This window comes from Pseudonocardia sp. UM4_GMWB1 (genome assembly GCF_017312155.1).
Lineage (GTDB): Bacteria > Actinomycetota > Actinomycetes > Mycobacteriales > Pseudonocardiaceae > Pseudonocardia > Pseudonocardia alni.
Genome location: NZ_QJPN01000001.1, coordinates 1 through 15,063, shown reverse-complemented (window position 1 = coordinate 15,063; position 15,063 = coordinate 1). Strand labels below are relative to the sequence as shown.

Annotated in this window: 7 protein-coding genes and 5 pseudogenes; 7 read left to right on the top strand and 5 right to left on the bottom strand. The window is 76.0% G+C overall.

The genetic code is table 11. The annotated features are described in order from the left end of the window. Nucleotides 1-172: 172 nt before the first annotated feature. The 6 genes and pseudogenes from DMP15_RS00055 (at nucleotide 173) to DMP15_RS00035 (ending at nucleotide 10,199) form a co-directional block, all read left to right on the top strand. Nucleotides 173-2,458 (top strand): carboxypeptidase-like regulatory domain-containing protein, encoded by a 2,286-nt coding sequence (locus DMP15_RS00055; protein ID WP_337825315.1) that lies wholly within the window; start codon nucleotides 173-175, stop codon nucleotides 2,456-2,458. Next, entirely contained in the window at nucleotides 2,455-3,315 is an 861-nt protein-coding gene (locus DMP15_RS00050) for an alpha/beta hydrolase (protein ID WP_073577915.1), read from the top strand. The genes DMP15_RS00055 and DMP15_RS00050 overlap by 4 nt, the downstream gene beginning before the upstream one ends. Before the next feature lie 332 nt (nucleotides 3,316-3,647). Then, nucleotides 3,648-7,712, top strand: a pseudogene (locus DMP15_RS00045) (GAF domain-containing protein); the annotation flags it as partial. Between the two features lie 58 nt (nucleotides 7,713-7,770). Then, nucleotides 7,771-9,315 (top strand): SpoIIE family protein phosphatase, encoded by a 1,545-nt coding sequence (locus DMP15_RS30235; RefSeq protein WP_443217687.1) that lies wholly within the window; start codon nucleotides 7,771-7,773, stop codon nucleotides 9,313-9,315. After that, nucleotides 9,204-9,476 (top strand): annotated as a pseudogene (locus DMP15_RS00040) (cysteine dioxygenase); the annotation flags it as partial. The gene DMP15_RS30235 and the pseudogene DMP15_RS00040, both read left to right, overlap by 112 nt. Before the next feature lie 288 nt (nucleotides 9,477-9,764). Then, nucleotides 9,765-10,199: a rhodanese-like domain-containing protein gene (locus DMP15_RS00035; RefSeq protein ID WP_073577912.1), complete on the top strand. Its 435-nt coding sequence runs from the start codon at nucleotides 9,765-9,767 to the stop codon at nucleotides 10,197-10,199. Nucleotides 10,200-10,652: 453 nt separating this feature from the next. Here the strand turns inward: DMP15_RS00035 and DMP15_RS00030 are convergent. Beyond that, a pseudogene (locus DMP15_RS00030) lies at nucleotides 10,653-10,745 on the bottom strand (TetR family transcriptional regulator); the annotation flags it as partial. Between the two features lie 512 nt (nucleotides 10,746-11,257). Between DMP15_RS00030 and DMP15_RS00025 the strand changes: the two are divergent. Further along, nucleotides 11,258-12,094, top strand: a complete 837-nt coding sequence (locus DMP15_RS00025) for an oxygenase MpaB family protein (protein WP_337825313.1) — start codon at nucleotides 11,258-11,260, stop codon at nucleotides 12,092-12,094. Nucleotides 12,095-12,109: 15 nt separating this feature from the next. Here DMP15_RS00025 and DMP15_RS00020 read toward each other — a convergent pair whose 3' ends face one another. The 4 genes and pseudogenes from DMP15_RS00020 to DMP15_RS00005 all read right to left on the bottom strand — a co-directional run. Beyond that, nucleotides 12,110-13,312 (bottom strand): acyl-CoA dehydrogenase family protein, encoded by a 1,203-nt coding sequence (locus DMP15_RS00020; protein ID WP_073577909.1) that lies wholly within the window; start codon nucleotides 13,310-13,312, stop codon nucleotides 12,110-12,112. A 70-nt stretch (nucleotides 13,313-13,382) separates the two neighbouring features. Beyond that, a complete protein-coding gene (locus tag DMP15_RS00015; protein ID WP_073577908.1) occupies nucleotides 13,383-13,772 on the bottom strand; it encodes a VOC family protein in 390 nt (129 codons plus the stop codon). Nucleotides 13,773-13,808: 36 nt separating this feature from the next. Then, nucleotides 13,809-14,343 (bottom strand): annotated as a pseudogene (locus DMP15_RS00010) (DUF3418 domain-containing protein). 76 nt (nucleotides 14,344-14,419) lie between these two features. Next, a pseudogene (locus DMP15_RS00005) lies at nucleotides 14,420-15,023 on the bottom strand (DUF3418 domain-containing protein); the annotation flags it as partial. Nucleotides 15,024-15,063: the final 40 nt, after the last annotated feature.

The following is a 15,063-nucleotide window of genomic DNA, read 5'->3' as shown; positions in this document are numbered from 1 at the left end:
CGCCTCCGATCGCCCCCGGTCAGGGGGTCCACGGTGCTACGGTGCGTCGCCGGATGCGCCGACCGGGTCACTGTGGCCGGCCGGGCAGCGGGGCCCGGCGACGGGCACCTCCTCCCGGACCGCACCCTGTCGTGGTCGACGGTTCGCGCAGCTCCGGCAGGAGGACTTCCAGATGTCGACGTGGGCCCTGCTCGGGCTGGTTGTGGTGGTGGTGCTGGTGGCCGTCGGGATCGCCGGGTTCCTGCGGTGGGGGCGGGGCCGGGAGGACGACGTCGCGTCGTCCGAAGGGGACCGTCCGCGCACCGTCGCCGATCTCGTCGACCGCCGCGCCCGCGGCCTCGACGACGGGCCCGGCAGGCCCGCGCCCGACCCGTCTGCGCCCCCGGCTTCTCCGACGCTTCCGGTCGACGATGCCCCGGAGCCCGTGGTCGACGAGGATCCGGCCGCTGACCCTGAGGTCGTCGGGTCCGACGCCGCGGTGGACGACGGTCCCGACGACACGGTCTCCGCGACCACGCCCGTCGCCGCGGTCCGTCCGCAGCAGGAGCGCCCGCGGCCCCCCGCCGCGGAGGACACCGCCCCGGACGTCGGGCCGTCGTCGTCGGCGCCCGACATCACCGATGCGGTCGGCGCGGCCGATCCCACCGACGAGCTGCCGGCGGTCCCACGGGTCACGCCCGACGTGAGCGCGGGTCCGGTCGGCCCGCCCTGGTCGCGCGGGTTCAAGGACGGTAAACCGCTCGAGCCCGTCGAGGCGTCGCCGGCCCGGCCGACCCCGGCCCCGACGCCCTTCGTGCGACGACGGCCGGTCGCGGACCCCGCTGCCCGTACCGCCGACGAGGCGACCGCGGCCACCGGTACCGGCCCGGACAGCTCGGCGCCCGACATCAGCACGCCCACCTCCGGGACCGCGGTCGTGGGCGATGCGTCGACGACCGCGTCCGAGGCGCCCGCCGCCGCCTCGACCGGCGTCACCGGGTCCACCGGCGTCACCGGGGACGTCGCGTCCGTCGGGGACACCGCCTCCGCCACCGCCTCCGCCGGGGACACCGCCTCCGCCGGGGACACCGCCTCCGCCGGGGACACCGCCTCCGCCGGGGACACCGCCTCCGCCGGGGAGGAGGCGGACGAGTCGGTCGACGAGGCCCCGCCCGCCGCCACGACCCACTCCCGCGCGCCCTTCGACCCGGACCTGGTCCGGCGGGTCACGGCGCTGCCGTCGGAGCGCACGTCGGTCCGCGCCCCGGCCGACCCGGACACCGAGCGGGAGTTCCGCGAGGCCCGGGACCGCATCTCGACCCCGCACACCTGGGCGGGCCGCGTCCCCGAGCAGGCCGGCGCCCCCGAGACGGCCGGCGACACCCCGCCGGTGAGCCGGATCCCGTCGATCGGGCTCGCCGCCACCGGCGCCCGAGCCGCCCGCGAGACCGGTGACAACCCCGAGCCGCCGCCCCGTCCCGCCCCGCGGGTCCTGCGGTCGGCGCATCCCGGGAGCGGACCGCGGCACCTCGCCCCGCCGCTGCGCGGGACGTCCGGGAGCGACAGCGGGCCCCACGAGGACACCGCTTCCCCCGAGGACACCGCTTCTCCCGAGGACACCGTCGGGTCCGGCAGGACCGGGGACGCCGGTTCTCCGACGGGCTCCGGCGGCACGGTGACCACCGACCGCACCGCCGGTGCGGTCGACGCCGTCGACGTCCGTGGTCCGGCCGGGCACACCGACGCCTCCGTGCCGGACACCGGCGAGCGCGAGGCCCCGACCGGGGGTGCGGCCGGAGCCGAGACGACCGACGACGCCACGTCGGACGAGGCCACGACGGACGACGTCCCGGACCCCACCACCCCGGAGCGGGCCACCACCGCGCCGGAGGCCGAGGAGACACCCGTGCACGCCGGCCCGACCACCGCCACCCGCCCCGACCGCGCCGAGGACGTCTCCCTGTCCGTGCTCCGGACCGGGCCCGCGCCGTCGGCGATCGTGCCCGACACGGCACCACAGGAGATCGAGGTCCGCGTCGTCGACGCCACCGACGCCCCGCTGCCCGGCGTCGAGGTCGCGCTGCGCGACCGCTCCGGCGGGCCGATGGGCTCCGCCACCACCGACGCCGACGGCACGGCGCACGTCACGGCGCCGGGCGCCGGGGCGTTCGTCGTCGTCGCCCGCGCCGACGGATACCTGCCCGGCGTCGCCACCTGCACCGTCGGCGACGACGCCGCCGACACCACCCTGCGCCTGGCCGCTGCCGCCGCCGTCCACGGCTCGGCGCCCGCGGGCACCGGCGTCGTGCTCTCGCAGGACGGCGAACCGGTCGCCTCGACGACCGCCGCGGCGGACGGGACCTACCGCCTCGCCGACCTCGACCCCGGTCGCCACCTGCTGGCCGCGGGCGACGGCCCGGGCGTGGAGGTCGACCTCGTCCCCGGCGCCGACGAGCGGCGGGACCTGGCGGGCTCGTGACCGGCACCACGGAGGTCCACGGCCGGCTCCCCGGCGTCGGCGGTGTCGAGCTGTTCTGGCAGGGCCGCCTCCCCGAGGGCGACCCGAGCGGCGTCCTGCTGGTCAGCCACGGCATCGGTGAGCACTCCGGCCGCTACGACGCCGTCGTCGACACGCTGGTCCCGGACGGCTGGGCCGTGTACGGCCTCGACCACCGCGGCCACGGCCGCTCCGGCGGCACCCGGGTGCACGTCCGCCGCTACGACGACCTGCTCACCGACTTCGAGACGTTCCGCCGCGAGACGATCGCCCGCCACCCCGGCGTCCCGGTGTTCCTGCTCGGGCACAGCCTCGGCGGCCAGATCGCGCTCGCCTACGCGCTGCGCCACCAGAACCGCCTCGACGGGCTCGTCCTGTCCGCGCCCGCACTGGCCTCCGACGCCGTCCCGGCCGCGCTCGTGCCGCTGCTGTCGGTCGTCGCGAAGGTCCTGCCCACGGTCCGCCCGGTCGGGATCGACACCTCCGCGATCAGCTCGGACCCGGCTGTCGTCGCCGACTACGACGCCGACCCGCTCGTGCACCACGGCCGCCCCACCCTGGCCCTCGGCGCGGAGATCTACCGGCAGATGGCCGAGCTGCCCGTCCGGGCCGCCGAGCTGCGGGTCCCGCTGCTCGTGCAGCACGGGACCGCGGACCGGCTGACCGACCCGGCGGGCACCCGGTTGCTCGACGAGCGCTCCGGGTCCGCCGACACCACCGTGCTCTGGTACGACGGCTTCTGGCACGAGATCTATCACGAACCGGGCCGGGCGACCCCGCTCGCGGACCTGCGCGACTGGCTCGACCGGCACCGCGACGCGGCCCGCCCGGTGACCTGACCCGACCGATCCCCGCCTCACCGCGCCGGACCCGCCCGGTGGTGCGATCCTGGGGCCGGTACGGCGGAACAGGGGTGGCTCGCACGGTGGAGCGGATCGACCGGCGGACGGAGGACGAGTACGTCCCCGTCCGCGACCTGCTGGCGACGATCGACTGGTCGGCGACCCCGCTCGGCGTGCGCGACACCTGGGACCGCGAGCTCGAGGACACCATCCGGTTCATCCTGGAGAGCCGCCAGCCGCTCGTCGCGTGGTGGGGACCCGAGCTCGTCCTGTTCTACAACGACGAGTTCGCCGGGCACTGCGGGCTGCGCCACCCCGGGTCCTTCGGCATGCCCCTGAGGGAGGGCTGGCCGGAGATCACCGCGCATCTCGGGAGCCGTCTCCACGAGCTGCTCTCCGGGGACCGCGAGGGCATCTACCGCAGCGACCACCGGATCGTGCTGTGGCGCTGGGACACCCCGGAGGTCACATGGTGGACCTACTCCGCCACCCCGGTCCGCGGTCCCGACGGCGGCGTACTCGGCCTGATCGTCTTCACGGCCGAGACCACCCCGCAGGTCGTCGGAGGCCGGCGGATGGCGCTCCTGGCCGCGCTCGGCGAGGTGGCCCGGGACGCACCGACGCTGGACATCGCGGTCGAACGGCTCACCACGGTCCTGACCGACCTGCCCGACGACGTCGGCTGCGCCGTGGTGACGACGGTCGGCGCCGACCCCGGCCCGCTGGCCACCGTCCGCATCGACGCGCCGCCCGCGGGCTGGCTCCGCGACGACCTCGACCCCGACCACGCCACCGACGTCGAGTTCCTCGCCGTCGACCCGGTCGCGGTCCACGGCGATGACGGCGTCCCGGTCACCGACGTCGTCCGGGCGACGGTGCGCACCCCCGACGGGTCGGCCGGCATCGCCGTCGTCATCGGGGCGCCGCCGTTGCTGCCGCTCGACGAGGACCACCGCTCGTTCCTGCGGCTGATCGCGGGCACCGTCGGCGGCCTGCTGACCGCCGCGCTCGCCCGCGACCGCGAGCGCGACCGGCGCGACGACGCCGGGCTGATCGAGCAGGCCCGCGCCGAGTACTACGCCGGCCTCGGCGACGAGTTCCGCGACCCGCTGACCCTCGTCCTCGGACCGCTGGAGCGGCTGCGCGACCACGACGACGCCGCCGTCCGCGCCCAGGTGGAGCTCGCGCAGCGCAACGCGCAGCGGATGCTCAAGCTCGTCGACGGGCTGCTGGACGTCTCCGCGCTGCAGACCGGCAAGCACGACGGCCTGTTCGCCCCGACCGAGATCGGGAAGACCACCACCGCCCTGGTCGAGGCGTTCGCACCCGTCGTCGCCCGGGCCGGGCTGGAGCTGTCGGTGTCCTGCCCTCCGCAGGCCCGGCCGGTCTGGGTGGACCGCGACGCCTGGGAGAAGGTCGTCCTCAACCTGCTCAGCAACGCGGTCAAGTACACCCGCGAGGGCACGATCGCCGTCGACCTCGCCCAGGACGGCGAGCAGGTCGTGCTGCGGGTCTCCGACACCGGCGCCGGCATCGTCGACGGCGAGCTCGACGCGGTGTTCGACCGCTTCCACCGTCCCTCCCGGCGGCACGGCCGCAGCGGCGACGGCAGCGGCCTCGGCCTGCCGCTGATCCGCCAGCTGGTCCGTCTGCACGGCGGCACCATCGGGGTGACCAGCGAGCCCGGCGCGGGCAGCACGTTCACCGTGCGGCTGCCGCTGGGCTTCGCCCACCTGCCCCCCGAACGCCTCGTCCGGGCCCGGGTCGGGTCCCGCACCGCCCCGCAGCTCGCCGCGCCCTACGTGGCGGAGGCGCTGCGCTGGCTGCCCGACGCCCCCGAGCCCGCGGGCGCCCCACCGGTCCTCGCCCGCGGCCGCTCGGTGGACGGGTCGGTCGTCGACGGGCTGGAGGTCGACCACCGCGACCGGGTGCTCGTCGTCGACGACGACCGCGAGATGCGCGGCTACCTGCGCGACCTGCTCGTCGAACGCTGGACCGTCCGGGTCGTCGCGGATGGTGCGGCCGCACTGGAGTCCGCCCGCACCGACCCGCCGGACCTGGTCGTCGTCGACGCGGCGCTGCCCGGCAACGGCGGCATCGAGCTCCTGCGGGCGCTGCGGTCGGACCCCCGCACGGTCGGGGTGCCGGTCGTGCTGCTGTCGTCGCGGGCCGGGGAGGAGGCCGCCGTCGAGGGCTTCGCCGCCGGCGCCGACGACTACCTGGTCCGCCCGTTCTCCGCCCGCGAGCTGCTCGCCCGGGTCGCGAACCACCTGCAGCTCGGCCGTGTCCGCCGGGCCGCCGAGCTGCAGTTCCGGGCCATGGCCGACTCCACCCCGGCGCTGATCTGGGTCGACGACCCGGGCGGGCACCGGTTGTTCGTCAACCGGGGCTGGCTGGACTTCACCGGCGTCGAGGACGCGGCGCAGGAGCTGGGCCACGACTGGCGCCGCCGCATCCACCCCGACGACCGCGAGCGCTACCGCTCGGTGACCTCCGCCGCCGCCCGCGCGCACGCGCCGTTCGAGGTCGAGTACCGGCTGCTGGACCGGGCGGGCCGCTACCGCTGGGTGCTCGACCGCGGCGCCCCCGTCCGCGACGGCGAACGCTCCGCGGGCTACGTCGGCGGATGCCTCGACATCGACGTCCAGCACCGTGAGCAGCGCAGGCACCGTATCTACTCCGAGGTCGCCGAGTCCCTGGAACGGGAGATCACCCGCACCGGGCGCACCGACCAGCTCGTCCGCGCCGTCGTCGAGGACCGGCTCGCCGACATCGCCGTCGTCCACGACGCCGACGCGGTCACCGGCATCGGCACCCTCGCCGTCTCCGCGGAGCGCTCGGCGCTGGAGCCCTCGCTGTGGCGGCTCGCCCCGCTGGTCCCCGCCGACGACGACGGCCGCCCCGAGATCCTCGACGCCGCCCACCTCGACGAGGTCCTGAGCCGGCTCGCGCCCACCCAGCGCCGGGCCTGGACCCGGCTGCGCATGACCTCGGCGATGGTCGTGCCGCTGCCCGCCCGCGGACGCACCAGCGCCGTGCTGACCGTCGTCCGCACCGAGTCGGGCGACCCCTACACCGACGACGACCTGGACCTCCTGTCCGAGATCGGGCGCCGGGCCGGGCTGGCCGTCGACAACGCCCGCCTGCTGGAGCAGGAACGAGCCTCGGCCCAGCGCCTGGGCCTGCTGCACCGCGCCACCGCCAAGATGTCGGCCGCGGCGACCCCCGGCGAGGTCGCCGCGATCGCCGCGGACCACATCGTCGACCTGCTCGACGCCGACCACGCCGGGCTCTGGGAGATCCGCGGGGAGTGGCTGCAGGCGCTCACCGGCCACGGGTGGGACCGCGACATGTGGCAGCGCGCCGCGCGGATCCGGGTCGACGCGCCGCTGGCGTTCACCGAGGTGCTGTCCGGGCACGAGCCGATGTGGTTCACCACCGCGCACGAGTGGGCGACGCGCTACCCCGCGGCCATCGGCATCGAACCGGACCACGCCCAGACCATCGGCTACCTGCCGCTCGTCGCCGGCGGGCGCTCGCTGGGGGTCCTCGCCGTCGCCATGCTGACCGAGCGACGACTGTCCGACGCGGACAAGGAGGCGGCCGTCGCCGTCGCCGAGCTCGCCGCACAGGCGCTGGACCGGGCTTCGATGCTGGAAGCCGAGACCGAAGCCCGCCGGCTGGCCGAACGCCTCGGCGCGGTCGCGACCGGGCTGGCCCGGGCCACCGACCTGGAGTCGGTCGCCGAGGTCGTCGTCGAGCACGGCCGGATCTCGGTCGGGGCCGACGCGGTCGCGGTGCTCGTCGTCGACGAGGGCGGCGCGCTCTCGCTGCTCCGCGAGACCGGCTGGCCCGCCGACGGCCCGCCGATGCGCACCCCCGGCCGCGCGCACCCGCTGAGCCGCGCGGTGAGCAGTGGCGAGCCGATCTGGAACGCCGGCGGGCCCGCCGACGGCGAGGTGCTGCGCTACCCGGTCCATACCGCGGTACCGCTGATGGTCGCGGCCCGCCCGATCGGCGTCATCGGGCTGCGTTTCGAGACCGAACCGGTGTTCACCCCCGAGCAGCGCAGCTTCGTGCTGACCCTGGCCAACCAGTGCGCGCAGGCGATCGTCCGCGCCCAGCTGCACCAGGCCGAGCACGAGGTCGCGGTCACCCTGCAGCGCAGCCTGCTGCCCCAGCGCCTGCCCGACATCGAACGGCTGTCGCTGGCCACCCGCTACCGCCCCGGCACCCAGGGCACCGAGGCCGGGGGGGACTGGTTCGACGTCCTGGACCTCGGCGACGACCTGGTGGCACTCGTCGTCGGCGACGTCGTCGGCCGCGGCCCGGCGGCGGCCGCGGTGATGGGTCAGCTGCGGTCCGCGGTCGCGTCGAACCTGGTCAACGGCCAGCCCCCGGCGCGGGGCGCTGGAGCAGCTCGACCAGTACGCGCTGCGGGTGCGCGGCGCGATGGCCAGTACCGTGGCCATCGCGACGATCGACACCGGCACCGGCGAGATGCGCTACGCCAGCGCCGGCCACCCGCCGCCGCTGGTCGCGGGCCCGGAGGGGGTGCGGACCCTGTCCGAGGGCCGCGGCGTGCCGCTGGGGATCTCCGGGCGGCCCCCGTTCCCCGAGGCCGTGGACCGGATGGAGCCCGGCGAGACGATCCTGCTCTGCTCGGACGGCCTGTTCGAACGCCGCAACGAGGTCATCGACGACGGCCTGGCCCGGCTGTCCGCCGCGTTCGACGAGCTGTCCGCCGCCCAGCCCCGCGACATGGCGGACACGCTGCTGCACCGCATGTCCGAGGGGACGGTCATCCCCGACGACACGGTCGTCGTCGTCGCGCGGCTCATGCCGCCGCCGCTGCGGATCGCGATCGAGGCCGACCCGAAACGGCTCGCCCCGCTGCGTCGCGCGGTGGCCGCCTGGGCCGCGCAGTGCGGGATGGGCCCGGACGCGGTCAGCGACCTGCAGCTGACCGTCGGCGAGGCCGCCACCAACTCCATCGAGCACGCCTACCTGCCCGAGGACACCGACGGGCGCGCCGGGGTCGACCTCGACCTGGCGCTGACCGCGGACGGCTCGGTCGCGGTGCGCGTCACCGACGGCGGACGCTGGCGGCCCCCGCCGCCCGACCCCGGCTACCGCGGCCGCGGCATCGCGCTCATCCGCGAGCTCGCCGGGGACGTGCACATCGATCCGTCGGACTCCGGCACCACCGTGCGGTTCCTGCTGCCCGCGATCCCGGTCGAGGTGGGCACCCCGGGCGCGGGACCGCCGGTGGAGTTCGTCGCCGGGGAACCCGAACCGGACCGCGACCGGATCGACACCCCGTCCGGTGACGGCGACGACGGCACCGTCCGGGCCCGGCTGCGTGCCGTCCCGGACGCGCACGGTGTGCGGATCGGGATCGTCGGCGACCTCGACCTCGGTGGGGTCTCGGCGATCCGGGCCCCGCTGATGGAGCACGTCGACCGCGGGCTGCCGATCACCCTGAACCTGCCGGGGGAGGCGTTCGTCAGCAGCGCCGGGATGGCCCTGCTGTCGGAGGTCGCGCGCCGGATGCGGACCAACGGCGCGGCGCTCACCCTCGTCGCACCCGCGGGCAGCCAGGCCCGCCGCTCGCTGGTGCTGTCGGGGCTCGACACCGTCATCGGCATGTCCGACGACGACGGGTGCCTGACCCGCCGACCTGTCCGGACACGCGCGGGGTCCTCCCGCGGGCCGGACGGCGGGTTGAAACCGTGCCCACCGCTGTGTTGCCATCTCCGGCATGAGTCAGGCAGCGACCCTCGGACCCCTGTGGGGTACCCGTCGCGCCGACCACTTCGACCAGGGCTGTCGCCCGAGCTGAGTCCCCCGACCACGCTCGCCCGATCGTCCCCTGGAGCACCACCGTGTCCGCGCCTGCCTCCCCGCCCGCGTCCCGCCCCGCCCGCCTGCGCGTCCCGCACGCACGACCCGTCACCGCGCCCACCCCGTACGGCCTCGCGGACCTGCAGGAGCTGACCCGTGAGACCGCCGCCGAGGTGCGCTCCGGACGGCACGAGGTCGTCGTCGACCGGGAGCGCCGCTGGTACCGGCTGCTGCGCAGCGACGGCTTCGTCGACGTCTGGCTGATCAGCTGGTCCACCGAGCAGATCGCGGATCTGCACGACCACGCGGGCTCCCTCGGTGCCCTCACCGTGGTGTCGGGCTCGCTGACCGAGCGCCGCTGGAGCGGGCCGTCCGGGCTGCGCACCCGTACACTGCGTCACGGCCGCGGCGCCGGCTTCCCGCTGGGCCACGTGCACGACGTCGCCAACACCGCCGACGACCCCCGCGGTGAGCGTGCACGCCTACTCCCCGCCGCTGTCGGCGATGTCCTACTACGACGTCGAGGACGTCGCGGGCACCACCGGCCACCAGCGGCTGCGCCGCACCCGCACCGAGCTCGTCGAACCCGGCCGGGGTGTCGGATGAGCCGCACCGTCGCCGATCTGCTCGCCGCCGCCCGCGCCCGGCTCGACCGGCCCGGCCCGCGGCGTGCCGCGGAGCTCACCGCCGCCGGGGCGCACCTGGTCGACACCCGGCCGGGGTGGCAGCGCCGCGAGGAGGGGCAGATCCCGGGCGCGCTGGTGATCGAGCGCAACCACCTGGAGTGGCGCCTCGACCCGACCTCCGACGCCCGGGTCCCCGAGGCCGTCGACCACGACGTCGCCTGGGTGCTGTTCTGCTCGGAGGGCTACAGCTCCAGCCTGGCCGCCGCGTCGCTGCAGGACATCGGGCTGCACCGGGCCACCGACCTCGACGGCGGCTTCCGCGCCTGGGCCGCGGCCGGGCTCCCGGTCGAGGCCGGTCAGGACGGCCCGTCCGACGCCACCCGTCCGCCGGACAGGCGCGCGTCGAGGTAGCCCGCGACCAGCGCGGTCAGCTCGTCGACGACGACCGCCCGCGCGAACCCGGGCCGCTCCAGCACGAACCCGGTGGTCAGGTGCTCGACGGTCCACGACCGTCCACGCCGCGGCCCGCGCCGCGTCGGTGTCCCCGGCGCCGCGGGTGAGCAGCACCGTGGTGACCAGGTCGTCGATCCGGCCGGCGAACGCGGCCCGGCGCCCGCCGGGGGAGCGCGGCAGCTGCTCGACGATCACCCGTAGCAGGTCCGGCTCCTCGCCGAAGGTGTCGAGCAGCGCCTCCAGGGTCGCGCGCACCGCCGGAGCGGTGCCCGCCCCCGGCCCGGCCGCGGCGACCGAGTCGAGGAACGCGCGCGAGACGCGAGCCTCCATCGCGTCGAGGTAGCGGTCCAGCACCTCGGTCAGCACCGCGTCCTTGTCCGGGAAGTACTGGTAGAGCGACCCGGGCGACACCCCGGCGGCGGCCGCGATCCGGTTCGTCGACGCGCCGTCGTATCCACGGGTGACCAGCACGTCCCGGCCCGCCGCGACGATCCGCTCCACCATCGCCCGGGACCGCTCCTGGCGCGGCTCGCGCCGCCGGGCCCCGCGCCCGCTCACCGGGCGCCCCGGAACGCGCGTTGAAGGCGAGCATTCGCTCGTGTCAGCATCGGTCCATGCTGGCAGAGCCGCCCGTCGCCCCGCGACGCTTCCGCAGTGCGCCCGAGCGTGCGGCGCGCGCATCGCCCGTCCGCTCGGCCTGGTCGCCGGGGTCCGCGACCACGATCCCGCGCTGCTCGCCGAGATCGGCCGCCGGATGCTCACCCGCGACGAGACCGGCGCCGCGCTGGCCCGCGCGATGGGACGCGACCGCGACGAGGCCGGCCGCGCCGGGACCGGCCGTGTGACCATGCGGGCGTTGCACACCGCGCTGGCCGCGGGCGCCGCGCCGGCCGACGCCCCGCCCGCGCTGCGGGACTTCCTCGCCGCGGTCACCCCGGACCCGGACTGGCTGGACCGGGACCTGCTCGAGCGCGGCGCCCGCGCCTACCGCAGGCTCGGCCGCAGCCCGCGACGACGTGCTGCTGGGACTCTCGCTGATCGGCGGCTACCGCTACGGCGGCCCCACCGAGCTGCTCGTCCGCACCGGTGGGCTCACCGGCGCCGGCGCGATGCGCCGCCTCGGCGAGACCCAGGCGTGGGCGTTCGCCGTGAGCCGTCCCGGCGGGATGGTGCCCGGTGGTGCGGGCTGGGCGGCGACGCTGCACGTGCGCGCCATGCACGCCCTCGTCGCTGAGCGGTTCGAGCGGGGCGACCGCTACGACGTCGCCGGCCACGGGCTGCCGATCAACCAGGCCGACGCCGCGGCCACGCTCGGGCTGTTCAACAGCACCGCGATCCTCGGCTGCCGCCTGCTCGGACGCCACGTCCCGCGCGCCGACGGCGACGCGATCATGCACCTGTGGCGCTACGTCGGGTGGCTGATGGGGGTCGACGACGACTGGCTGTTCGACACCGAGCGCGCCCAGAACGCGTTCAACCACCACGTCGTGCTGGCCCAGGGCGACGTCACCCCGGCAGGCCCGCTGCTCGCGGGCGCGCTCGTCGAGGGGCTGCGCAGCGAGCGGACCGGTGGCCCCGCCGACCGGTTCCGCGGCGCCTGGGAGCGACGACGGCTGCTGTCGCTGCTGCGGGTGTTCCTGCGCGCCGAGGGCCTGCGCGACCTGGACCTGCCGGTGACCGCGGCGTGGATGTGGCCGTCGCAGGTGCTGCGCAACCTGGTCGAGTCGCTGCTCGTCGCGCGGACCGCACGGGGGCGGCGGTGGCTGGAGCGCCGCTCGGACCGCCGCGTCGAGGCCGACCTGGCCCGTCGCTTCGGCCGGGAGACGCCCGGCCCCCGCGACCTGGCAGCCTGACCCCGCCCGCCGGGATCAGGTGAACGCGCTGATCCCGGTCACGTCCCGGCCCACGATGAGGGTCTGGATCGTCTCGGTGCCCTCGAAGGTGTGGATGGCCTCGATGTCGGCCCAGTGCCGCACGACGTGGTGCTCCAGCAGGATCCCGTTGCCGCCGAGCAGGTCCCGCGCCTCGGAGAGGATCTTGCGGGCGGTCCGGGTGTTGTGCATCTTCGCCAGCCCCGCGACGGTCGGCGACAGCTTGCCCACCTCGGCGAGCCGGGCGGACTGCATGCAGTAGAGCTGCATGCCGGTCAGGTCGGCGAGCATCGCGACGAGCCGCTGCTGCACGATCTGGAAGCTCGCCAGCGGCTTGCCGAACTGCTCGCGCTCCAGCGCGTAGCGCAGGGCGGCGTCGTAGCCGGCGGTCGCGTGGCCCAGTGCCATCCAGGCGCAGGTGCCCCGGGTGGTGGCCAGCACCGCGGCGCAGTCGGCGAACGTCCGCGCCTCGGTCAGCCGGTTCTCCTCCGGCACCCGGACCCCGTCCAGCTCGATGTCGGCCTGCCAGAGTGCCCGCAGCGACACCTTGCCCGGGATGACGGTGGCCTCGTAGCCCTCCGCCGGGGTCTCGACGACGAACCCGAGCACCTCGCCGGAGTCGGTGTCGCGCGCCCACACGACCACCAGGTCCGCGACGCTGCCGTTACCGATCCAGCGCTTCGACCCGCGCAGCACCCAGTGGTCCCCGTCGCGGGTCGCGGTGGTCTCCAGCGCGACCGAGTCCGAACCGTGCATCGGCTCGGTCAGCGCGAACGCGCCCAACTTGTCCATGGTGGACATCGACGGCAGCCAGCGTTGCTTCTGCTCCTCCGAGCCGCACATCGCGATCGCCTTCATCGCCAGGCCCGCGTGCACCCCGAGGAACGTGCCGAGCGAGCCGTCCCCGCGGTGCAGCTCCATGTGCACGAGGCCGAGCGCGAGCGGGCTCATCCCGGCCGCCCCGTAGCCCCGGATGTCCTCGCCGACGATCCCGAGCTCGGGGAGGCGCCGGAACAGGTGCCAGGGCAGCTCGGCGCGCTCCCAGTAGTCGTTGATGCCGGGGAGGACCTCGGCGTCGACGAACGTGCGGGTGTCGGCGAAGCGCTGCCACTGCTCGTCGGTGAACTGGTCGCGCACCGAGAAGAAGTCGGTGCCCAGAGCCTCGCCCAGCTCGGTGTACGGAGTGGTCGGTGCGGTCATGATCGCGGGCCCCTCGCCGTCGACGGAGACCTGATCCTCACAGAATCACCGGGGTTCCGCCGGGCGGAACTCAGGCCCGCACCAGGCAGAACGGGTGCCCGATCGGGTCGAGGAAGACCCGGAAGCTGTCCGGCGCGGGCTGGACCTCGTGCCGGGTGGCGCCGAGCGCCAGCACCGCGGCCTCCCCGGCGTCCAGGTCGGGCACGTCGAAGTCGACGTGCCCGCGCTGCGGCCGCACCTGCCCGGGCCACTCCGGCGGGGTGAACTCTCCCTCGGAGATCTGCTGGAACGCCAGGGTCGCGCCCGCGCCGCCCGGGTCGAGCTCGACCCAGTCGGGGTCGGTGTCGGTCGGCCCCTGGACCGGCCAGCCGGTGATCGCCGAGTAGAACCGGGCGAGCTCCAGCGGGTCCGGGCAGTCGAGCGCGAACAGTGCGAACCTGGCAACGGGTGCATCGGTCATGGCGGCAGTGTGCCTGCGACCCCCGACGGTCACGCCTCAGAGCGCGTCGATCGCCCGCTCGATCCGCTGCACCGACACCGGATGGCGGGTCTTCATCGGGTGCGCGTACAGCGAGATGCGCAGCTCCTCGAGCATCCACCCTCTCGCGCAGCGCGGGCGACGGCGGCGTGTGCTCGGGCAGGGCGGCCAGCAGCCCGCGGTACTCCGCCTCGACCGGCGCGATCTCGGCGGTCCACCGGGCGTCGCGGGCGGGGTCGGCGCGCAGCTTCTCCAGCCGCAGCTCGCAGCCCTGCAGGTAGCGCTTCACGTCGCCGAGCCGGGTCGCCCCGGCGGCGGTGACGAAGCCCGGCGCGGTCAGCCGGCCCACGACCGCCGTCACGTCGGCGACGCCGTCGCGGGTGGCGGGACCGCGCAGGTCCGCCAGCGCCGCACCGACCCGGTGCCAGACCTCCAGCACGCCGCGTACGGCGTCGAGGACCTGCAACGTCGTCGACGGCAGCCGCATCCGCAGCAGCTCCGCGAGTCGTGCGTACTGCGCCCCGTCGAACGGGTCGCCGCCGCCCCGGGCCATCAGGTGATCGGCCGCCGGCGGTGGTGCAGTCGTCGAGCAGGGCGTCGAGCGAGCCGTGCGGGTTGCGCGACAGGGCCAGCCGCGCCCGGTTGTCCAGGCCGCGCTGCACCTGCTTCCCCGGGTGGGTGGTGTTGAGGAGCAGGAGCCGCCGGGCCCCGCGGTGGTGGGCGGGGTCGCGCTCGGGCGCCGTCGCGTACACCCGGACGTCGGCGCTCGTGCCGCGGTCGCGCAGGCCCGGGTAGCCGGTGACCGTGTGCGCGCCACGCCGGATCGGCAGCTCGCGGGGGAGCTCGCCGATCGTCCACGACGTCAGCCCGGTCGCCTCGACGTCGCTGCCCGCGGCGGCCAGCTCCTCCCGCACCTTCGGGGCGAGGGCGCGGCGCAGCCTGTCCAGGTCGGTGTCGCGGGCCAGCTCGGCACCGGACTCGTCGAGCACCCGGAAGGTCACCGTGAGGTGCTCGGGCAGCCGCTCCAGCTCCCAGTCCTCGCGCCGGATCTCCACGTCGCGCATCCGGCCGAGCTCGTCCTCCAGGACGTCGAGCAGCGGCCGCCGGCCGGTCTCGCCGCAGCCGGGCCAGCACCGCCTTCGCGTGGTCCGGGGCGGGGGAGAAGTTGCGCCGCAGGTTCCGCGGCAGCGTCCGGATCAGCGCGGTGACGAGCTCCTCGCGCAGCCCGGGCACCTGCCAGGTGAACGGCGTCGGGTCTACCTGGTTCAGTGCC

Coding starts and splice junctions, on each gene's coding strand:
- DMP15_RS00020 (WP_073577909.1), bottom strand. CDS start 13,312: ATGACCGCACCGACCACTCCGTACACCGAGCTGGGCGAGGCTCTGGGC.
- DMP15_RS00035 (WP_073577912.1), top strand. CDS start 9,765: ATGAGCCGCACCGTCGCCGATCTGCTCGCCGCCGCCCGCGCCCGGCTC.
- DMP15_RS30235 (WP_443217687.1), top strand. CDS start 7,771: ATGGCCAGTACCGTGGCCATCGCGACGATCGACACCGGCACCGGCGAG.
- DMP15_RS00015 (WP_073577908.1), bottom strand. CDS start 13,772: ATGACCGATGCACCCGTTGCCAGGTTCGCACTGTTCGCGCTCGACTGC.
- DMP15_RS00055 (WP_337825315.1), top strand. CDS start 173: ATGTCGACGTGGGCCCTGCTCGGGCTGGTTGTGGTGGTGGTGCTGGTG.